Raw genomic sequence first — 22,018 nt, forward strand, 5'->3', positions numbered from 1 at the left:
ATTTAATTTTGCAGAGGAGCAGTCAGGTTAATAATTGTTTCAATGTGAAAATCATCAACTAGATTTTTTAAAGACTTAGCAAGTTGATGCTCATGTTCAGGGATTTGATTAAATAATTCGTAGAGTCTTATATCATCAATTATAAGCGCTGCTTCATGGACTTGAGAAATCCAAGCAGGAGGCATAACCTGCAAATCAGATACAGTCAATTGCTGATATTGAATTTTAGGTTCAGGTATGTTTTGTTGATTATTTTCTGCATAGATGTAGCGCAAACCTAGATACTGCGCCATCTTGTCAAACAGAACATCTTCTTCAAAAGGTTTAGCAACGAAATCATCACAACCGATTTCTAAGATAGCTTTTCGGTCTTCCTGAAAAGCACTTGCAGTCAGAGCAATAATTGTTAGGTTTTTTCCTTGGGTAATGGCTCGAATTCGCTTAGTTGCATTACGTCCATCCATTACGGGCATTTGTATATCCATCCAAATGAGGTGCGGTTCCCACTCTTGGCAAATATCAATTGCTTCTAAACCATTTTCCGCAGCACCCACCTCAAACCCAACCGACTTTAGCAATTTGACGATTAACTGCCGATTTTCTGGGACATCCTCAACAACCAAAATTCGGTAGTTAGGTTGTCCAGGTTCCAACCCAATGACTCGTCTTGTGGGTTGTGTGGGATGAAGAACATCAACTGTGTCAACTTGGGTGAGTTGAACTTGACAAGTAAAGGTTGAACCATGACCTAAAGTACTCCGAACTGTAACGTCACCCCCCATGAGTCTGGCAAATTGGCGGCTAATAGCTAGCCCAAGACCTGTACCCTGCATAAACTGTCGGCCACTTTTAGCCTGTACAAATGCTTCAAAAATTAACCCCAAATCTTCAATAGCAATCCCAGGCCCGGTATCTTCAACTTCAAATTCGACAACTATCTTGGTTTGGTCAGGTACGAAAAATACAGAATTACTGGGATAAGATACTCGGAGAGCTATATAACCAACAACGGTAAATTTGACGGCATTCCCAATCAGATTAATGAGTATTTGTCGTAACTTGCCCTCATCACCATAAACAAACTGGCTCACATTTTCACCAATTTCAGTCACTAAACTCAGTCCTTTATCTGAAGCTTTGAGTGCTAACATTTCCTGAATGGAATAAATTAGACGGTGCAAGTCAAAATAGCTTTTATTTAGGGTTAGTTGACCAGCCTCAATTTTGGACATTTCCAAAACATCACTAATTAAAATCAGCAAATGCTCACCACTACGATTAATGATGTCTAAATTGTCTTGGTCTTCTGGAGATAAAGCGCCATTTCTGGTTATAAGCTGAGTGAAACCCAAGATAGCATTCAGGGGAGTTCTTAATTCATGACTCATCTTGGCAAGAAAATTGCTTTTGGCGCGGTTGGCAATTTCTGCCTGTTCTGCTGCCTCCTGTAGTGCCATTTGAGAAAACTCTAGTGCTGCCAGCATGAGATTATTTCTCATTTCTTGTGCAACTTCAATCTCAAATGGTTGCCAGGGAAATGATTTCTCTTGAACAGTCTCTTTCCACATTTCAAATGATTTACGTGGAGATAGACGCAGGCTATTGTCTGAGGTGACAGATATCGACTTATTGGGATTACCTGCCCAATAAACAATTTGAATTTGCTCTGGTCGGAACCAGATAATATGATAAGACCGCTGATTGAGAATAATTGAAATTGCTAAAATGCCGCTGGCTATATCTTGGATTTTTCTGGCGTTTGGGTAAAGTTGAGGAAGACAATCTGTGTAAAAAATCTTTTGTTGATTTTGGTTTTGTAGCCAGGTTACTAGCTCCTGAATATCGGTTTCAGAAGGTGTATTACCAATCAAGATTAGTTGTCCTTCTAATAAGATGGCAGCACCAGTAGATCGAACTAAATTCAAGACGCTGGACTCATTACGCTGGAATACATTGCCAATGTAGTCTAATTTATTACCTAAATTTTGACTTAGCTGCTCCTGAATTGCTTTGACTTGTTGGCGATAAAAATTCAACAAGCGTTCCTGCTGCTGAAGTAATTCAAGAGATGCAAACTTACCGATTAACTCACAAGTTTTACGAATCTCATAATCAATATACTTGGGAGTGTAATGGTGGCAAGCAATCAAACCCCAAAGGCGATTTTCATTAATTAGTGAAATGGACATTGAAGCAGCAACGCCCATGTTCTGCAAGTACTCTACATGCAATGGTGATATACTTCTCAATACCGCACTACTTAAGTCAATCGGTTTATCTGTTAGAGGATTGTTTGTGGGAATTATTTTTACTGGTTGATAATTAACATCTGGAATAAGTCGCAGCCAATTTTCATAGTAAAATTTTCTGGCTTGAGTCGGAATGTCAGCGGCAGGATAATGTAGTCCTAAATAACTTTCTAAATGATTTTGATGATCTTCAGCAATAACGACTCCACTATAGTCTGCTTCAAACCTGTAGACCATCACTCGATCAAACTGGGTTATTTTTCTAATTTGTTGGGCGATAATTTGCGATATATCAGACAAATTAGATGCATTGTTTATGTGAGAAATTGCTGCTTCTAAAAGATGATAATGTCTCAGGGATAGACCTATTTGTCTGGTTGACTGAGGTTCTAGTTCCAGAATTAAAACATCATTAGATCGATGAATCATCCCTAGAAAAAAATGATGGCTTTTACCAGGCTCAGTTTTTATTTTAAATAAGTGGACGAATGCCAAGTTATTTTGTGTCAAGGCATCAGTTATTAACTCTATTTCTGCGTCAGATAATAGGCAGTTTAACTCTTGACCAATTAAAATCTTTGCGGGAATTCCCAAAAAATGATTGGTGTTTTCACTAACTTGCAAAATTTTGAGATGGGGTTCCTGTAAAATCAGGAGTACACCATGTGGCTGGATATGACCAGGAATATGGATTGGCTCTTGGTCACAGTTACTAATATCAATTTGGTCTGATATAGTAAATTCTGTCTTTTCCATATTGAAGTATTTTGGGATTTTTAATTTTATGTTTAATTCTACTCTTCTATTTATCAGATGTGATGGCTATAAACTGCACCAAAGCTATGATCAGGATGAATCTCAATGACTAAATCAACGAATGTCGAAGATTTGGCTAAAGGGTTGATGAATAGTTCTGGGTGTAGCGATCGCCAAAAATAATAGACAAATTCTTCTACTTCCGATTCAGTCATTCCCGATTTACCAGCAGCAATCATCTGCCGTTCAGCCTGTTTGCGCCACTCTAAAGAACAGCGGTAATCTGTTGGGTAAAGTAAAATTAAGCTGTCTAAGCGCTCCCACAGGGGCAGATAATCCCTGAGTTGATGATTCATGTCCCTGGCAAATTGCCGATCCTCTGGGGTGATAATGGGCGCCAGTGCGGTAGCAAATGCCTCTGGTGTAATTGGTCGCACACCGACAAACCAACCTTCAAAGAGGACAATATCAATATCTGTGATGATTTCGGGAGTTGTGCGATCGCCTGTACCTGAGTATGCAGATTTATCAAACCGAGGCACAGTCACAGAATTCTCACCCCGTCGAATGTCATCTAGCACATTTAAGCCTAAGCCGATATCGTGGGTACCTGGTGGGCCACGCCAAATCAAGCGGGGATCTTGCTCTTTTAAAATTAGGCGATCGCGATAAGTTTTGTATAAATCATCCAAAGACAAACTCAGACTGCGGTATCCCAACGCTGAGAGAATTAAACCGAGAACCTGGGACATGGTGGTTTTGCCGGTACCTTGTCCGCCCAAAATCCCCTGAATTAGCGGTCTGCCTAAATCTTGGCGCTGGGTTGCTAGTTTGATCCCCAACGGTAACCACAAATCCCACAACAGCTGTAACAATGCCTGGGGTTCCACCTTGAGGGTAGTTTCACAAAATTGGCTAAATGCTGGTAGAACTAAGCCGAGTAAGTGCGATCGCTTTTCGATCACCTCAGCCACATTTTCCGGTGTTATGCCAAAAGCTTGGGCCCTGAAAGTATCCCCCAGTGCTGCCTCTCGTGCCCACATCTGCCAAGATTCATCTGTTACATCCGTTGTCAAGTTAATCATATGATTTTGAGTCTTCAATTTTTGGACAGGTTTTTCCCAAGGGTGAGAAATCACGAACCTAGCTTAAAGGCTTCGACAAACAGGCTGTAGATGAAACCAACTTTCAGCCAGTTTAATGATTCGACCCAAAGCGATCGTCTAGCCAAAAAGCTGCGACTATAAAATATCCTGCTAGTAACCTCCGTGAGTAGCACTAAAAACCCGGCTACTACAATATCCACTTGTCCTTTTTGTCCAGCTATAGTCGACACTGCTGTTCCTAGAAAAAAACCAAATAAAAAACTAATTAACAGCAGAGAGAACCGCCGCCAAGGATTGATAAACCATTGCCCCAATCGCCTAGCAATGGTGTCAAACAGGTTGTTAAGACGAGTATTTTGCATTTTGGGGACTTCTGGGAAAAAGTCAAGATATGTTGAAATATTCCCATACTCAGGATATCGGTTTTAGCATCAGCTTATTGGACGATGTGATAAATCTTCTGTAGTTATCAAAATTTATACAACATATCGTCTTGAAGTCAGTACAGATCCCCAAAAGATTTCCTTCCCTAGGGTGGTATCTCAGGGCGTAGCAGAGTTATCTTAAAGATGAAGGGTAAAGCATTAAGGATTAACTGTGTTTTGTAGATTAACTTGGGGTTGCTAAAAGGGTGCTTTGTTGACGGTAATACCTGGCTGACCAAAATTCCTGGTTGTGATTCTACAAATGAATTTTTCGCCTCAGTATTGCCTTGTTATTTTTTCGTCTTAATCTACGGTTAAGAAAAAAAATAAACAGGCGTCTATTGTTTTGTTTAGTCAAGTATTAAGAAAATAATTTCCCACATTTTTTTTCTCCTCAAAATGATATTTATGATACATTTTTGCGACTGATTTTCAGAGAGTCTGAAATGGGGAACTTTCTTTGCGTACCATTTTGGGAGAATAGGACAGGATTTTGTCAAGCCTAAACAAATAATTATTTCTAAAATCTATACCTTATGAAATCTTCCATGTTTCGTAACTTTGCTGTTACCGCTTGTTCATTGGGGCTGCTGGGACTACTTGCAGGATGTTTAGGCATGAGCATATCCTTTGAGACCACCAACCCAGATGAATCTTTACCAATACCTACAGACTCACACAAATTGCCGAATAAAACCGACTCATCTGTTACATCGGCAAAAGCAATAGTTGACCTATCCACCCCCACCAACCAAGTAGAACCCAGTAGTAGAGATAATTCTCCTCCCTTGTTGGCATATCGTTTCGACTCAACTGATAAAACCAAGGGACGAGGAACCTTGCGAATGAGCAATCAGACAAATCAGCCTGTGCGGCTGGCACTATTGGCCCGACAGTCAACAGTCAAGGGTCGCTCCTCTCAAAAAACTCATTATGATGTCCCAGCCCATTGGGATTTTGCTCCCCAAGAAGGCAGTCAAAAGGGGCTGATTCTTTCATTACCACAAGGTAATTTAAAGCTGGAAAAGGGAGATATTTTAGTTGCCTTTGCTCAGGATGGAACGCGTCGCTATTGGGGGCCTTATGTTGTCGGGGAAACTCCATCACCAACAAGGAACCCCCAAAACGATGAATGGCAACTGGTACTGAATCCATAGTTAGGACTGAGCGCCAGGGAAGGTGCAGCGGAAAAGAATTAATTTTTTACCCATCACCCATTACCCAGCTGTGGGTAAAGCCTGAGAACAAAATAGAGCGAACAAACGACTATTGACTAGTGACTGTTGATTGTTGACTATTGTGAGAAGGGCGCGATCAATCGTGTCTCTAAGTATCGATTCATGAGGCTGAAATTGAGTGTTCTCCGTGCTGTTGACCAGTGGTTCAACAATTTAGGAAAGCGTCCAGCCCTTGCTGTGACTGTGTCGATTCTGTGCTTGCTGCTGATTAGCTGGGTAGCTTTTGGGTGGAATTTGGGCCGCATTAGCTTGATTGATGAAACAGAGCCGTTGTTTGCTGAAGCTTCCCGGCAAATGTTTGTCACGGGTGATTGGATCACCCCGTATTTCAATGGTGAAACTCGTTTCGACAAACCTGCTTTAATTTACTGGTGTCAGGCGATCGCCTATAAAATGATTGGGGTAAATGAATGGGCAGTGCGTCTCCCCTCAGCGTTGACGGCGATGGGTCTGATTAGCTTTGCTTTTTACACTGTATACTGGCATTTGGCACAAAAAGATGAATTAGAGCAAGTTACAAATCTAACTCGTCGCTACTTAACAGCTTTAGTTACAGCTGCTGTGATGGCATTCAGTCCCGAAATGATTATTTGGGGAAGAGCCGGTGTCTCAGATATGCTACTCAACGGATGCATGGCATCAGCTTTGTTATGCTTCTTTCTGGGATACGCAAATAATTCAAAATTCAAAATTCAAAATTCAAAATTCCCTAATCAATGGTATTTAGCCAGTTATGTACTAACTGCTGGGGCAATTTTGAGCAAAGGCCCGGTGGGAATCGTCTTGCCTGGACTAATTATTGCAGGGTTTTTGGTGTACTTGGGCAAGGTGCGAGAAGTCTTGCGGGAAATGCGCCTGCTGATGGGGATGCTGATTATTTTAGGCATATCACTGCCCTGGTACGCATTAGTGATCTGGCGCAATGGCTGGAATTATATTAATGCCTTTTTTGGTTATCACAACCTGGAACGTTTTACAGAAGTCGTTAATGGTCACAAAGGCCCCTGGTATTTTTACTTCTTGGTGGTACTGCTGGGCTTTGCACCCTATTCGGTTTACTTACCAGCAGCAATGGTGAGGCTAAAATTTTGGCAGCGATCGCACTGGCGCACCCAAGAACGCTCTCAACAATTAGGTTTATTTGCCTGGTTCTGGTTTGTCGTTGTGTTTGGCTTTTTCAGCATTGCTGTCACCAAACTCCCCAGCTATATGTTGCCTTTAATGCCAGCCGCAGCTATTCTGGTGGCGCTGTTGTGGAGTGACCTTTTCCCAGACAGGGAAACACATAGACACGGGGATCATTCTTTCCCCCCCAACGCCCCATTGCCCCAACGCCCTAGCCCCCCATCCTTCTTCCGAGTAACTGGCTGGGTAAATATAGCTTTTTTATCAGTTCTCTCAGTGGCACTATTTCACCTACCCCAGATATTAGGCAGTGATCCAGCCATACCCAACTTAGAGCAACTGATTCAACAGTCGGGTTTAACAACTTATGGCAGTGGAATTTGGCTACTATGTGCCATCATGGTTGCGGTTTTTCTACTGAACCATCGCTGGCGTCCGATCATCACTATTAATTTGCTGGGGTTTGTGGCGTTTTTGGTGATTGTTTTGATGCCTGCTGTCTTTTTGATGGATCGGGAGCGTCAGATACCTTTAAAAGAATTATCTGCGATCGCCTCCCTTGCAAAACAACCCCATGAAGAATTGGTCATGGTTGGTTTCAAAAAGCCTAGCGTGGTTTTTTACACAGGTAGTCAAGTAAATTACATGAAATTTTCTAGAGATGCAGTAGCCCATATTCAACAACAGGCTGCTCAGAAAGTACAACCGCCATCGCTGCTGATTTTGACTGAGCAAAAAAGATTGCTACAAATGGACTTGCCTCCAGATGATTACAAGAGTTTAAGCACCAAGGGCGCTTATCAGCTGATTCGCGTTCCCTTGAAGAAAGCCAAGACTGAAAAAATGGATATATCTTCCTCAAGTTCGTTCATCAATCCCCTCGCTTTGATTCCTGGGGAGAGTCAAGTTGAACATTCATAGCTAAAGCTTGACTAATATGGTGTAGTAGCTCTTCCATTGATATAGAACGGGGTAATATCTGGGTAGCGATACCCCCGGTAAGCTCCGCCAACGCACCCACAGCAGTTTCTATAGACTCAAACCCATTCTTTCTAGACAAATCTATTTCCGGATGAGCAACCTGATTTAATCGCTGGTCGAGTACCAAAATTGGTGGCAAATTGAAAGGTAAATCTCCCAATGCTTTCAGTGCTTTTTTTACCTCTTTGGGAATGGCAGATTCTCCCAAATAAATCAGCAGTAAGTCAACGCTTTGGTGGCGAATCTGTTGCAGCACTTCTGCCCAGCAGCGACCCATAGCCGCCTTGAAGCCAGCAGTTTGTAAATACTGAACTAAAGCTTGGAACCACTCAGATCCCCGTTCAGAGTAATTTTTTTCTGCCCCATCGCCCCGCACCTGTCTCACCTGTGGTAAATCGCGCAGCATGGTCAAGTCCACCACTAAGATACTAGGAGGACAGCAGAAACCAGAAGCAATTTGCAGCACTGACAATAAAGCATCTGTTTTGCCACTATGACTGCTGTTATCTCTGCCAAAAGGAGTTAAGTAAGGAAACACCGACAGTCCCGGTATCTGGGAAGCTGCCAAGGTGGTGGCTACATCGCATGTTACCAGCGGTAGAGCGACCAAGCGGGGATACTTAGTCAACTGTTGCAGGTAAGTTTGAGCAGTGGAAGTTTCCACATCCAGCAAAACTACATCAAACTGCCAAACCCGTGCCAAGAGTTCTGCCTGATCTAAATCATCTACTTCAATCACCCGATGTTCTCGAAGTGAGGGGTGGGGGTTGACCGATGCCAACTCCGGATTCACCAACCTCAGAATTCGCAGGGGGATTTTAGTGACATTAATTTCGTTACCGTCTGACCCTAGCTGCCGAGTTTCTGGTGCTGCTGCACATAACTTTTCTAACAGCGGTGCCAATACCTGATGCTCTACGGGCACACTTAAGAAGCCATCAGCCTGATTAGCATAAGCTTGCTCCTTTTCGGCACCCGTCGCTGTCACAATTACAGGAATGTGGCGAGTTGCAGCGTCAGACTTCAGTAAAGTCAGTACATCCCAACCTGATAGCAAAGGTAGCAACGGATTCAAGAAAATGGCTTTTGGTTGCAAGCGCCGGGCTTTTTCTACAGCCTCTGTTCCCGAACGAGCAATCACTACCCGATAACCTAAACCTTTGAGATGTTCAGTTAAGTCTTCAATATATCGGGCTACTGCCTCGACTACTAACACCAACCGTTGGGAGCTAGTGGGGTGAGGCTGTGGTGGTGTACTGAGATGCCCAGATGATAAGGTGGACAGTTCCCTGCTGCTAGTAAGATTCTCCCAGTCTTCTGAGTTTGCCACTTCTGGCGAGCCGTTGCCTGTGTTTGGAGGACTGGGCGGCAGGAGTAGGGTAAACTGGCTGCCTTTACCTTCACGAGACAAGAAGCTAACATCACCACCGTGGAGACGAGCCAAGGCCCTAGTTAATACCAGACCCAGACCAGTACCTTCAAACTGACGGGTGAGGGGATTTTCTAATTGTTGGAATTTTTGAAATATTAAGTGTTGCTGGTGTTCGGGAATGCCAATACCTGTGTCCCAGACTGTAAAAGCAATCCACCCTTCCCAACGACTCACTCGCAGCCCAATTTCTCCAGATATTTCGGTAAACTTAAAAGCGTTGGAAAGCAAGTGTACCAACATCTGGCGCAAGCGTAATTCATCCGCCACCATTTGGTCTAAGCCTGGTTCAATGGCGAGGTTAAATTGGTGATCTCTTGAGGCTGTACTTTGATCAAGTCCTCCATGGGAGGCAATGCTTGTTTGATTATGGAGGGTTTTTACTTCTGATAGAGCGCGTTCACACACGGCGCGAATTTTGACGGGAGCCAGCATCAGCTCCATCTGTCCGGTTTCCATCCTGGTCAAATCCAAAATGTCATTGACCACACTCATTAAGTGGCGTCCACTTTGATGAATTAATCCCGCATAACGGGCCTGACGCTCGTTGAGTTCTCCCAACTGCTGATCTACAAGTAACCGCGACAAACCCAAAACGGCGGTTAGGGGTGTCTTTAGTTCATGACTAATACAAGCTAAAAACTCATCCTTTAAGCGATTGAGTTGAATCAGATCGGCATTTTTGGCTGCCAGTTCTTTGCAAAGCTGCTGCTGCTCGGTAACGTCAGTGGCTAACACCAACCATAAATCCTCAGTGTTCAATCTTGATTCCTGAGTCCTGAGAGTAATTTCTGAATCAGAATTCAGGACTTTCAACTCAGGGCTATCTAATGGGATTTTGGCAAACTGCCAGACTCGCTCCTGACCATTTTGCACTTCAACGACGCAGGTACAAGTACCCAAACGACTATCCAAAAAGCAGCGAGATGCATCTTTTACGGGTACTGGTGACTCTTGAAAGTTCTTGGCCACCGATGGCGAGCCTGTTTGCAGCATTGCTTCATTTCTTGCCGACCAATCAGTTTTTCCTGGATGCCGTTGAATGCCTGGGGGTGACTCCTCGTCTTCATCGCCTCTGCCATTGGGATGAACAATGACTGCTTTTTGGCTGGAGTATTCTGGCTGTTTAGCCACTTCAGGGGCAAGTATGGACTCCACCTCTTGCCTCACGCCTTCTGGATCTTTCAATACTCCTAGTTGTTGCCACCAAGCTGGGTTTTGTGTCACCACTTCGCCAGTACTCGTTTGTAACATTAAAGGCCAAGGCAGTCTTTCTAACAACTGCACTAGTGGCTTGTGTCTTACTGGCTGGCGTTTTTTTGGCGTAGACCCTGGGGCAAGGGTGGGTGAACGCATTCTTGAGTGAGCTTTTACACCAGAATCATACTCTGTGGCATTGCCCCCAGAGGCCCGCTGGGCGGTTGAGGCAATTGCTACTTTCTCCTTAGTCAATAATCGCAATAGGCGTGAGCTATCTACTAGCCCCAAAAATTTCTTCTCTGAGTCAATCAGGGCCCAATCTAAATTTCGGTTTTTTTGGGTTTGTTGGTAACGCAATAACAAGCTAAATTTCTCCAGCCGTTCAGCAGCTGGTATTGTTTGTATTGGCTCAACAATGCCTAGTCCCAAGGTTGAGAGTGGCTGTTGTAAATTGAGAACCTTCTCACCTTCGGCTGCTGCCAATAATTTTTGGATTAAACGGGCAGAGTACAACAACCCTATGGGGCATTGCTGTTGATTCACCACTACCAAGCGATCGCACTGCTCTTTTTCAAAAATCTCCAGCACCACTGCCAGAGTACTTGTTTCTACGCAGCTGGGCACCGTTGCTAGAAAGTCATAAAGTGGGTACTGTAGCATTGACATAAGGCTTTGGGGGTCATTCTTCCTGTGGGAACCTCCAGCATCACGATCTGCCAAAATGCTGATGGTCTTTCCGTCTGAAGCAATCTCCTTTAAGAAGACTCATAAGGAATACACGAAACGTTTGTAAACCACTTGGCGTACAAGCTGAGGCTTCGCTACGCTAAGGGCGCACGCGAACGTAAAGATGTTTAACGGTTAACTCTCTTAGCTACAAACTGGCGCCGCATTTGTAGGTATAGTCAGTTCAGAAACAACGCGTCAGTTAAGACTTAGTCCCGTCACCTATCTGCCATTGGAGGCTGGAGAGCAACCTCTCTTCCTAGCGGGGTGCTGACCTGAGCAGTTCACAATTTCAACGCCATCGAAACAATTGGTTTTACCCTCACGGACACCTGCTTGTGTCTAATCATTTTCAGAGAGGCAGTATTTCCCTTTACCACTCCTTACTTTGAGCGACTATCCTCATCAGTGTACTACTGGTATTGAAACTCCTCATCAATAGTTACAGCTAAAACAATTATGGCCCCAAAGATTCGCTTTAGAACCTTGAGGAATTATAATGATTTAGAATGCGACAATACTTTAAGTTCGTTTAAGTATCTTATCAAGGAGCGAAATAAAAAAATCTATATTCAGATAGATATACAGATGTAAACCATAAATAAGCTACTAAACGCTTCATCAACGACCACACAAGTGCTGGCACTTATTCACTGCATCAGGTTGTTGAGTAGTCAGCACTATCTTTTGACACAGAGCGGTTCCCACCCAGTCTTTACCTAAAACCGTTCCCGGCACTACATCAGCCAACCAGTCTTGGACTGGGTGATTTTTGGAGGAGATATATAAGCAATAGATGTTATTACCCATATTGATTCTGCAGCCAGATGTTAAAAAAAAATTAAATACCCCACAAGCTGTCTTTGCCCAAGCACAAGGCTTGCTGGGACAGATATGGAACCTAATTGATGCCATAATTGTGCGATCGCACTACGAATTTCTTGCTACCACCACAGCTGTAAAAATCTGCTACTCACCGAAGTGGTTACAACAAAAACCACATCCACAACTGGCTGATAAATCTTTCTATGTATTAGCATGCTACAAGCAGAAAAACCAGCATTTTTATCAGCAGATGAGTCAGGTAGAGCGGCAAGAATTGTTGCATAAAATTAAATTAGAATACCGAGATATTCTGATAAATTACTTTACCACAGACAAAACATTAAAAGAAAAAATCGATAAATTTATCAATGCCGTATTTTATGCTAATATTCCTGTGCCCCAAATCATAGAAGTTCATATGGAAGTGATTGACGAATTTTCCAAACAGCTAAGATTAGAAGGAAGGAGCGATGAAACATTACTTGATTACCGCCTGACATTGATAGATATACTGGCACATTTGTGCGAAATTTACAGGTGTTCGATTTCTAAATAAATTTAATTCATTAAAAGTCAAAATCGGCACAAAAAGCTGCTGTCAGATTCTCTTAATAACCCAGTAAAGCTTGTATTTATACGCGCACATCTAGCCTGTACCTTTATGAATAAAGCCAGAAAAACCTATGTTCTCAAGCTTTATGTAGCTGGGAATACACCCAACTCAGTAAGGGCATTAAAAACACTCAAAAACATTTTAGAACAGGAATTTCAAGGTGTTTATGCTCTAAAAGTAATAGATGTCCTGAAAAGCCCACAACTAGCCGAAGAAGATAAAATATTAGCTACGCCGACGTTATCAAAAATTTTGCCCCCACCAGTTCGCAAAATTATCGGTGACCTTTCAGACAGAGAAAGAGTATTGATTGGATTAGATTTACTATATGAAGAATTAAGTGAAGAAGAATGGCAAGAGGAAAATGCTTAGTTATAAAGAAAACCTGTATAAACTTTAGTAATAGAGAACCTAGGCGAAATACCTAGTTGTGATCAAGCAATGAGTGAAAAAGACCAACCAGAGCTAAACAAAACACCGAATGGGGGTGTAGAAAAAATCCGCACAATGATAGAGGGATTTGACGATATTAGTCATGGTGGTTTACCGATTGGGCGAACTACCTTAGTCAGCGGTACCTCTGGAACAGGCAAAACTTTATTATCTCTTCAGTTTCTCTATAACGGTATCACCTACTTTGATGAGGCAGGAGTGTTTGTTACCTTCGAGGAATCACCCAGTGACATTATTAAAAATGCTAATATTTTTGGGTGGAATTTGCACCGCCTCATTGAAGAAGGTAAATTATTTATACTGGATGCATCCCCCGATCCTGAAGGTCAAGATATCGTCGGTAATTTCGACCTTTCTGCCCTGATTGAGCGCTTACAATATGCTATTCGCAAATACAAGGCAAAACGAGTCTCTATTGACTCCATAACCGCAGTATTTCAGCAATACGAAGCTATGGGAGTAGTGCGACGGGAGATTTTTCGCCTAGTAGCACGCCTCAAACTACTGAACGTTACTACTATCATTACGACCGAACGGAGTGAAGAATATGGCCCCGTCGCCTCTTTTGGAGTGGAAGAATTTGTTTCTGATAACGTGGTCATCGTTCGCAACGTTTTAGAAGGTGAACGTCGCCGTCGGACTATCGAAATTCTCAAGTTGCGCGGTACAACTCACATGAAAGGAGAGTATCCTTTTACAATTACCAACGCAGGCGTTAACATTTTCCCATTGGGAGCGATGCGTTTAACCCAACGGTCTTCCAATATTCGGGTATCTTCAGGGGTGAAAACCCTAGATGGGATGTGTGGTGGTGGTTTCTTTAAAGATTCAATTATTTTAGCCACAGGAGCTACTGGTACTGGTAAAACTCTGTTAGTCAGCAAGTTTATTCAAGACGGTTGCCTCAGTGGCGAACGGGCGATATTATTTGCTTATGAAGAATCACGGGCCCAATTGTCTCGCAATGCCTATTCTTGGGGTATTGATTTTGAGGAGTTAGAACATCAAGGTTTACTCAAAATAATTTGTACCTATCCCGAATCCACTGGTTTAGAAGACCACTTACAAATTATTAAGTCAGAAATTGCTGTTTTTAAGCCAGCCCGCATTGCTATTGATTCCCTCTCAGCCCTAGCTAGAGGAGTGAGTAATAATGCGTTTCGGCAGTTTGTGATTGGTGTCACGGGTTATGCTAAACAAGAAGAAATCACTGGTTTCTTTACCAACACAACTGACCAATTTATGGGGTCACATTCAATTACAGAGTCTCATATCTCCACAATTACTGACACAATTCTCATGTTGCAGTACGTAGAAATTCGTGGGGAAATGTCGCGGGCAATCAATGTATTTAAAATGCGGGGTTCGTGGCACGACAAAGGTATCCGCGAATACAACATAACATCTGACGGGCCCGATATTAAAGATTCTTTCCGTAACTACGAGCGGATTATCAGTGGTGCTCCTACACGCGTTAGTATAGATGAAAAGGCGGAACTTTCTCGCATTGTCAAACGTTTTGAAGACAAACAGAGTTCCGATTCTTAAATTTAGTGTAGTACTATATTCTTTCCTAAATTTGGTATCGTGCTATATTCTGTGGTGAAGACAAGTATTCTGCCGCTAGATTGATTTTCGTGTGAGGAGATGCGGTGAAAGGACAGCAATTATTCCATAGCTTCTTACCAGGTGTGACAGCAGCGGTATTAACAACTCAGCCCGCTTGGGCTAGTACTGTAAAAGTAAGTGGGGTACAGCTGGCGTCTTCTCCTAGTGTGTCAACTTCTGCTTTTGGTCGAACCTTAGCTGCGGACATCGTGAATCCACAAATGTCTAGTACTACGGGCGATAATTCTTCAGCCCTAGTATCTGTTCCTGGTTTGACTCAACTTAGCGTGAAGCCTATTAGCAATCTCAGTATTCCAGAAATGATGACTGGAAGTACTGCTGTGCCGATAGAACAAATATCTAGGAAAGACGAAGGTAGATTTTCCAGTCTGCCAGTTACCTCACATATTACCCATCTGACAGATGGGAACCGTTCTGTTGAAAGCAACCAACAACAAAGTAAATCAGCCAGTTCTGGGCAGAAAGAAATTTCGCTTCTGTCGAATTCCCAGCAGCCAGTAGTCCAAAACAAAAAACCTCAGAACCAGTTGCAGACAGTTTTACCAACTTCTGTCACGAGTGAAGGAATAGCAAAGCTTTTGGCGTCGCGCAAATGCTCACAGGAACAGAGTCTAAGCCAAACTGCTGCTTCTGCTTCTTTGCTCCTAGCCTCAAGTGCCTGCTCACAACAAAAAGTCACCGTCGAGAGGCTAGCTCAAAGTAGTACCCCTAGTACCTCAGGAAACGTAACCCCTGCACCTGCTGGTTCTGTGACAATCCCCACTCCGGCGGAAAACGTAACGCCTACACCTACAAGTTCTGTGACAATTCCTCAGAACCTGAATCCCAGCCCAAATCCCTTGCAGTTTCCTACCAAAACAGAGGAAGTGACGCTTCAGGGAAATCAGCCGATTACTTTGGTGCAAGCTTTGGAGTTGGCAAAGCGTAATAATCGTGATCTCCAGGTGTCAATATTGGAGCTAGAACGCACTCAAGCGGCTTTACGGGAAGCACAAGCTGCTTTATTTCCTACTTTTGATCTGAGTAGTGAGATATCTAATGGGCGGAGTGCTTCAAATACATTGTCAGCAAAAAGAGCAGATACTACAGCATCTGATGCTACGGCTTTCAGTGGTCAAGCGCAACTGTCCTATAATATCTATACTTCTGGAAGACGACAAGCAACCATCAAACAGGCTGAAGAGCAGCTTCGTTTCAATGAGTTGGCTGTAGAGAGTAGGTCTGAGGATATCCGCCTGAATGTCGCTAGAGAATACTACGATCTGCAACAAGCAGATGAGCAAGTACGCATTTCCCAGTCGGCTGTACAAAATGCCCAGGCTAGTTTGCGAGATGCACAAGCCCTAGAGCGAGCTGGGGTAGGTACTCGGTTCGATGTGTTGCGATCGCAGGTGAATTTAGCAAATTCCCAACAACAACTAACTAATGCTCTTGGACAACAGCAAATTGCCCGTCGTCGTTTAGCAACTCGGTTAAGTTTGCCGCAGTCGGTAAATATCAGTGCGGCAGATCCTGTGCAATTAGCCGGTCTTTGGAACCAGACACTGGAGCAAAGTATTGTGCTAGCTTATCAAAACCGCCCGGAACTACAACAGCAGTTGGCCCAGCGCAACATTTACGAGCAACAGCGAAAACAGGCACTGTCAGCCCTAGGACCTCAAGTGAGTTTGGTTGCCAACTATGACCTGCTAGATCAGTTTGATGATAACGTGAACGTTAGCGATGGTTATTCGGTGGGAGTTAGGGCGACCTTGAATTTGTTTGATGGGGGCGCGGCAAAAGCAAGAGCGTCTCAGTCGAGAGTTAATATTGCGATCGCCGAAACTCAATTTGCCGAGCAGCGTAACCAAATCCGCTTTCAGGTGGAACAAGCCTTTTCTAGCCAGCTATCTAACTTAGAGAATGTTCAAACCTCTAATACAGCCCTCGAACAGGCTAGGGAGGCTCTGCGTTTAGCGCGGTTGCGATTCCAAGCTGGTGTAGGTACTCAAACTGATGTCATTAATGCAGAAAACGACCTAACAACATCTGAAGGTAATCGCATTCGGGCTATTTTGGATTACAACCGTGCCTTGACTGATTTACAACGATATGTCACCTCAAGGGCACTAAATAAGTAAAACAACGTTCTCATTTCTAGCTCATCTATCTACCTACTCATGGATAACCGCTGCTATGCACCCAATAGAATAGGAAGCAAATTTTAGCGCGAATAGACTTGAGGAAGTTTCGGCTAGCAGAATTCCAGCCTACAGGAGTATTGCTCAAAATTTGCCTCATTTGCCAGTTATTACAGTGGTAAATGGGGCTTTTTGGTCAAAAAAATCTATATTAGATTAAGACTTGGGGCTAACAGTATCGTGATTGTGGGATTCCCAAGGCCAACAGTTGAACTAACATAACTGAATGTAAAACCGCTCTGCTTGTCAAAAACTCATGACTACAGTGACATCGAAAGAAATTGCACAGTTTCGCTCTCTATTAGCAGATGATCCTCAAGGTATGGAAGCGCTAGACTTGATTGAAGACTGCGAGGGAGACTTAGAAGATGCAGCAATGACCCTAGCCATTCGGGCAGGACAACAACCAGAACGAGCAAATTCCGAGTGGTTAGATGCTTTGGCTAAAAAATGGCGTGCAGTCATTTGTGAACAAGAATATCGGGAAGACTTGGTAAATAACTCAATTGTGGGGATGATGGCAAACCTCAAAAAAATGCCAACATTTCCGAAAATTTTAGCAACGCCAGTTTTGATATATATTCTCAAACAAGGCGTGAACAATTTCTGTGCACCCTTGGATTCGCTAAGAGGCTAAGAAACTTTACTTTCTGGCGCTGATAATCTGAAATTAGGCGCAAGACTGATTCCACCAGGGCTGATACGCTGTTATCAGATAACTATTTTTGTTAAATCAATGAATTACCTTGTTGCCGTATTACCAGACCGCATCCAAGCCGAATCTGCTTACTTAGCCTTAGAAAAAGAAGGGATTAAAAGTAGTATCCTCGGCAGGGGCTATAAAACCGCTGACGAGTTTGGCTTGATTGATCCCAAAGAGCAAGCCAAAAAGCAAGCGCGGCTAATGTCATACTGGCTGATACCATTTGGCTTTTTTGCAGGTTTTACTTTCAGCCTCATCACTGGTTTAAATACCTTTGGATGGGCGGGTGAAATTGGCAATCATATCATTGGGGGACTACTGGGCGCTGGTAGTGGTGCTATGGGTAGTGTGTTTGTGGGTGGTGGCGTTGGCTTAGTTGTGGGTGGTGGTGATGCTTTACCCTACCGCAACCGTTTAGATATGGGTAAGTACTTAATTGTGGTTCAGGGTACTGAAACTCTTTCTCGGCAAGCTACTCGCATATTACGTCAGTTTGAGCCAGAAAATATCCAGGGTTATGCTGATACAACTAGCGGTTAGTCGATTGTGGAAATGGGAGATGAAGCTAGAATCAGGAATAACTCAAAAGCTGATAACTTTTAAGAATGTTACCAAGAGAAGAACTTTTAAAGGGTGTTGAGAATCGAGATAGTCTAGCTCGTGTGATCGATCAGGCGGAGCAAGCAATCAAAACGTGGGAAGTGGTTTTGACTGATTTTTTGTCTCCACCAGAGTTGGCGGAAATTCAGCGGGTGTTCAGTCGGTTAACAGAGGTGCAATTGGTGGCGTGGGGTGGATATCCCCAAGCTGAACGCCAAAGAATTGCGATCGCACGTTCGGAACTCCCCCTAGATCAATCTCAAGTCGCCCTCGTCGTCCTGGAAATTGCTGGGAATTTTCTGTTTGATACCGCTACTCACCGCGACTTTTTAGGCGCGATGCTGGGGACGGGGATTATTCGGGAAAAAACAGGGGATGTAATTGTGCTAGGGGAACGGGGGGCCCAAGCTATTGTCGCCCCGGAGTTGGCGGAATTTTTGGAGATGAGTCTGAACCAGGTGAGATCAGTACCTGTGAAAACTCGGCGGATTGATTTAAATGAGTTAAAAGTTAGGGAACCGAAGAAAAAAGAATTAACCACCGTGGAGGCTTCTTTGCGCTTAGATGCGATCGCCTCCGCTGGTTTTGCCATGTCTCGCAGCAAAATGGTAGATTTCATTGACTCCGGTGATGTGCGCGTTAATTGGAAAGAAGTCACCCAACCTAGCGCCCAAGTAAAAACGGGTGACTTAATCGCTATTCGCAGTAAAGGACGCTTAGAAGTTGGAGAAATAGCTGTCACCAAAAAAGACCGCTATCGGGTGCAATTGACGCGATATATGTAAATTAATTGGTAGAAGATTTAAACTGTTTTGCCAAAATATTTACTAGAGATTCTCGTGGTAAAAACCTGTGCATATTGACGATAATTTTATTTCCTAAACCGCCACTTACCACTGTAGAATCTCCTTTTTCTAGGGCTTGCAGGGCATCCCTTACCACTTCTTCAGGAGTAGATATCTTATTTTTTGCACCTGTTAAAGATAGAGGGAACTTAGCCTCAGTAAAAAAATCGGTTTCTGTTGGGCCTGGGCAAGCTACGAGGATGCGAACGCCATATTCACGATTTTCTGCCCATAGTGCTTGACTAAAACTGAGCACAAAAGCCTTACTGGCAGCATAAACAGAAAGGTATGGCATTGGTTGAAATCCGGCAATTGAGGCAACATTAATAATGCTCCCTGCACGACGTTGCCGCATTAAGGGGAGAAATTTATGGGTTAAATCCACCAATGCCAGAATATTTAATTGCAGCATCTTGATTTGCCGTTCTCCATCCCCTTCGGCAAAGTCGCCATAGTCACCAAAACCAGCATTATTGATTAACAAATCAATAGTTAATTTCTTGTCTTTGATGGCATCAAATATGGCATCAGTAGCATTAGCTTCTGTGAGGTCTTTAACTATCACCTCAACTTGAATTGAGTATTGTTCTTGTAATTGTTTCGCTAGTTGGTTCAACTTCTCTGTTGAACGAGCTACCAGCACAAGATTTGTCTTCCGGGCGGCTAGTTCTTGGGCAAAAGCTTTACCAATACCACCAGACGCTCCGGTAATTAAAGCTGTTGACATTTTAAGTATTATCTGATTTATTCCGTCACCTTATAAATATTAGCAAGGCAATACAGAGTTAATAGGCAGACAAATCAATTTTTAGGTCTCGATGATTCCCTGATTTTCATGGCTAGAAGCTAGAATTTAGGTAATTTTTCAACGAATTTGTGAATCTCCATCTGCATGGGGTAATAATAAATTCAGTATCAATTATCTTTTATGACCTTTTTACACACAATATTCCAGAAAATTCTGCGTAAAAATTCTCCAAACAATTCTGGAATTAACCCTACCACCAGCCAGCAACCTGTAGTTCTCCAGGTAGGAGCAATATCACCACAGCAAACGGCTAAAAAAGCTAAAGGCAGCCTATTTGGCAAAATTTTCTGGTTAGCAATACTTTTCGGCATTCCTGCGGGTGTGATTTGGGTGGCAAATTTGCCTTATCCGGTAATTCGTCGTCCTGTGTCTAAAAATGCGCCGATTTTGCTAGCACCCAGTTATGTGAATATGGATAATCACTATCGGCTGGCGCTAACTTCTTTGGAACAAGCGGAACAATTGATTGAACAAGCCACCAGTGCAGCGGATTTGGGTTTGGGAGAAGAGAAGCTGAAGGAGACACAACATCATCTCAATGAGTTGCCGACTTGGGTTGTTAATGATTGGTCAGAATATAGATATTGGTGGTATGACTCGCGGTTTAGCGTTTATGGTTTTAATTCAGCACGGAGCAAAGTTGGCTTATTAGCGGCTAAGGTGTTTCAAGAAAAAAATGCTCAAACGTTGCTGACGAATCATACACAGGCGCTATTGCAAGCAAAACAGGAATATCAACAAGCTGCAACTGCAACAGATAAACAAAATGCGATCGCCTCTGGCGCTGCGCTCCGCGCAATCGCATCTTGGCGAACAGCCCTAAATCAATTAGAGCAAATTCCTAGTCAAACCCTAGCCGGAAAAACCGCCCAAAATCAACTAGAAGCCGACAAGCGCGAATTTGAGGAAGTTATTGGTTTAGCAGCAGGCAATGAGCGCATTAGTGCATTAATCGCAGCAGCGCGGCAATTTTCCTGGGAAGCAGCTAAAAATGGGCAAAATCCGCCTCATTCGGTTGCTGAATGGCAACAAATAGAAAATTTGTGGTCAGAAGCAATTAAGCGATTGAAAGAAGTTTCTTCAGAAGATGTAGCGGGTTATGCCGAAGCGCAGAAATTACTGGCAACTTATGAGACTAATTTAGGTCAAGTCAAAATCCGACGGCAAGCGGAAGAAGATTCTCTAGAGGCTTTGGAGACAGCGCAACGGAAAATTCAAAACTTACTTGCTTCCATTCCCACTAATCCCCAGGATTTAGATCGCAATCGAGTAAGCAGCGATTTGCAAGGCATCATCAATGGACTGGAAAAGGTGCAAAATGGGACTACAGCTTATTTAAAGGCTCAAGAACTATTACTCTCGGCAAAGAATAAACTTCGCCAGCTACAGCCAAAATAAATAAATTGACTCTGGGTATTGACCTATTGGCAAAAGATATGCTAAATTTGATAATTGTTGGTTAAGGACGTATAGCTCAGTTGGTTAGAGCGCTACGTTGACATCGTAGAGGTCACTGGTTCGAATCCAGTTACGTCCATTTCACAGCAGCTTTCAAGCGGATGAATTGCTGCTGGACTATGCAAAAGTTAGACATTCTAGACTTTATTTCTTGGGACACTTATAGACTTCTGACACTTGCTTATAATTTGTCAGATGGTCATTTAATTTGGTAAGCAACAACCGACATCAGTATAAAAGTGTTCAGGTTTGCCATAGGTTTACCATTCCTGATGGCGTCCATATTCTGACCCATACTGCTTTTACAAGAAACAGACGGGAGTTTGAAAGCCCCGGAGGAACAGGCGCACAGCGCCATACTCCGTACTTCAGACCGGGGATGAAAAACGACTCGGTAGGCTTTAGCCTACCTGTAATATATCTGTAATTTCAGGTAGAGTATCAAGCAATTCCTCTACAACTTGGGCAATAGTTGTATCTTTTTTTGCAGCATACAACCGCAGTTTATTCATTCTGCGTTCGGTAATTCTAATGTGTAATTCTTTTTTTGTCATATATGACACAATGACGACACACTTGTGTTAGCATACAGGTAAGGAGGCAAAACAAATGTATGGATGCCAGCAAAATTTAATTAATCCAAATGAAGAGTTAAAAGCAGTACTTGAG

Annotated in this window: 17 protein-coding genes and 1 tRNA gene; 11 read left to right on the forward strand and 7 right to left on the reverse strand. The window is 43.2% G+C overall.

Annotated elements, in window-relative coordinates; genetic code table 11:
- Positions 1–2 precede the first annotated feature (2 nt).
- Genes H6G32_RS17900 through H6G32_RS17910 form a run of 3 tightly spaced genes read right to left on the reverse strand, consistent with a single transcriptional unit; the run spans position 3 to position 4,473 of the window.
- Positions 3–3,005: a response regulator gene (locus H6G32_RS17900; protein ID WP_190460705.1), complete on the reverse strand. Its 3,003-nt coding sequence runs from the start codon at positions 3,003–3,005 to the stop codon at positions 3–5.
- 53 nt (positions 3,006–3,058) lie between these two features.
- Positions 3,059–4,090: a glycerate kinase gene (locus tag H6G32_RS17905; RefSeq protein ID WP_190460706.1), complete on the reverse strand. Its 1,032-nt coding sequence runs from the start codon at positions 4,088–4,090 to the stop codon at positions 3,059–3,061.
- Between the two features lie 50 nt (positions 4,091–4,140).
- The gene (locus H6G32_RS17910; protein WP_190460707.1) at positions 4,141–4,473 is read right to left on the reverse strand and encodes a DUF565 domain-containing protein; all 333 of its coding nucleotides are present in this window, start codon (positions 4,471–4,473) and stop codon (positions 4,141–4,143) included.
- Between the two features lie 599 nt (positions 4,474–5,072).
- Between H6G32_RS17910 and H6G32_RS17915 the strand changes: the two genes are divergently transcribed.
- On the forward strand, positions 5,073–5,693 hold the full coding sequence (locus H6G32_RS17915) for a hypothetical protein (RefSeq protein ID WP_190460708.1): 621 nt from the start codon (positions 5,073–5,075) through the stop codon (positions 5,691–5,693).
- A gap of 183 nt (positions 5,694–5,876) precedes the next feature.
- On the forward strand, positions 5,877–7,820 hold the full coding sequence (locus H6G32_RS17920; protein ID WP_190460709.1) for an ArnT family glycosyltransferase: 1,944 nt from the start codon (positions 5,877–5,879) through the stop codon (positions 7,818–7,820).
- Here the strand turns inward: H6G32_RS17920 and H6G32_RS17925 are convergent.
- The gene (locus tag H6G32_RS17925; RefSeq protein WP_190460710.1) at positions 7,771–11,175 is read right to left on the reverse strand and encodes an ATP-binding protein; all 3,405 of its coding nucleotides are present in this window, start codon (positions 11,173–11,175) and stop codon (positions 7,771–7,773) included. The genes H6G32_RS17920 and H6G32_RS17925 overlap by 50 nt on opposite strands.
- A 681-nt stretch (positions 11,176–11,856) precedes the next feature.
- Positions 11,857–12,045, reverse strand: a complete 189-nt coding sequence (locus H6G32_RS17930; RefSeq protein ID WP_190460711.1) for a hypothetical protein — start codon at positions 12,043–12,045, stop codon at positions 11,857–11,859.
- Between H6G32_RS17930 and H6G32_RS17935 the strand changes: the two genes are divergently transcribed.
- The 7 genes from H6G32_RS17935 to H6G32_RS17965 all read left to right on the forward strand — a co-directional run bounded on the left by H6G32_RS17935 (position 12,032) and on the right by H6G32_RS17965 (position 19,023).
- Complete coding sequence (locus H6G32_RS17935; protein ID WP_190460712.1) at positions 12,032–12,616, forward strand: KaiA family protein; 585 nt, start codon at positions 12,032–12,034, stop codon at positions 12,614–12,616. The genes H6G32_RS17930 and H6G32_RS17935 overlap by 14 nt on opposite strands.
- 105 nt (positions 12,617–12,721) lie before the next feature.
- The gene (gene kaiB / locus H6G32_RS17940) at positions 12,722–13,045 is read left to right on the forward strand and encodes a circadian clock protein KaiB (protein WP_190460713.1); all 324 of its coding nucleotides are present in this window, start codon (positions 12,722–12,724) and stop codon (positions 13,043–13,045) included.
- 69 nt (positions 13,046–13,114) lie between these two features.
- Positions 13,115–14,674: a circadian clock protein KaiC gene (gene kaiC, locus H6G32_RS17945; protein ID WP_190460714.1), complete on the forward strand. Its 1,560-nt coding sequence runs from the start codon at positions 13,115–13,117 to the stop codon at positions 14,672–14,674.
- A 104-nt stretch (positions 14,675–14,778) separates the two neighbouring features.
- Positions 14,779–16,875 carry a TolC family protein gene (locus H6G32_RS17950; RefSeq protein WP_190460715.1) on the forward strand — a complete coding sequence of 699 codons (2,097 nt, stop codon included), beginning with the start codon at positions 14,779–14,781 and terminating at the stop codon, positions 16,873–16,875.
- 316 nt (positions 16,876–17,191) lie between these two features.
- Positions 17,192–17,572 (forward strand): hypothetical protein, encoded by a 381-nt coding sequence (locus tag H6G32_RS17955; protein WP_190460716.1) that lies wholly within the window; start codon positions 17,192–17,194, stop codon positions 17,570–17,572.
- Between the two features lie 99 nt (positions 17,573–17,671).
- On the forward strand, positions 17,672–18,178 hold the full coding sequence (locus H6G32_RS17960; protein ID WP_190460717.1) for a hypothetical protein: 507 nt from the start codon (positions 17,672–17,674) through the stop codon (positions 18,176–18,178).
- Between the two features lie 65 nt (positions 18,179–18,243).
- Positions 18,244–19,023, forward strand: coding sequence for a photosystem II S4 domain protein (locus H6G32_RS17965; protein ID WP_190460718.1), 780 nt, complete (start codon positions 18,244–18,246; stop codon positions 19,021–19,023).
- A 1-nt stretch (position 19,024) separates the two neighbouring features.
- On the opposite strand, the gene H6G32_RS17970 is transcribed toward H6G32_RS17965, so the two are convergent.
- Positions 19,025–19,810, reverse strand: coding sequence for an SDR family NAD(P)-dependent oxidoreductase (locus H6G32_RS17970; RefSeq protein WP_190460719.1), 786 nt, complete (start codon positions 19,808–19,810; stop codon positions 19,025–19,027).
- A gap of 201 nt (positions 19,811–20,011) precedes the next feature.
- On the opposite strand from H6G32_RS17970, the gene H6G32_RS17975 reads away from it, so the two are divergent.
- Both H6G32_RS17975 and H6G32_RS17980 read left to right on the forward strand, forming a co-directional pair.
- Entirely contained in the window at positions 20,012–21,289 is a 1,278-nt protein-coding gene (locus H6G32_RS17975) for a hypothetical protein (protein ID WP_190460720.1), read from the forward strand.
- A 65-nt stretch (positions 21,290–21,354) separates the two neighbouring features.
- Positions 21,355–21,428: transfer RNA gene (locus H6G32_RS17980), tRNA-Val, on the forward strand.
- Between the two features lie 322 nt (positions 21,429–21,750).
- Here the strand turns inward: H6G32_RS17980 and H6G32_RS17985 are convergent.
- Positions 21,751–21,903, reverse strand: coding sequence for a hypothetical protein (locus H6G32_RS17985; protein WP_190460721.1), 153 nt, complete (start codon positions 21,901–21,903; stop codon positions 21,751–21,753).
- Positions 21,904–22,018: the final 115 nt, after the last annotated feature.

The sequence above is a fragment of the Cylindrospermum sp. FACHB-282 genome, assembly GCF_014697195.1.
GTDB lineage: Bacteria > Cyanobacteriota > Cyanobacteriia > Cyanobacteriales > Nostocaceae > Cylindrospermum.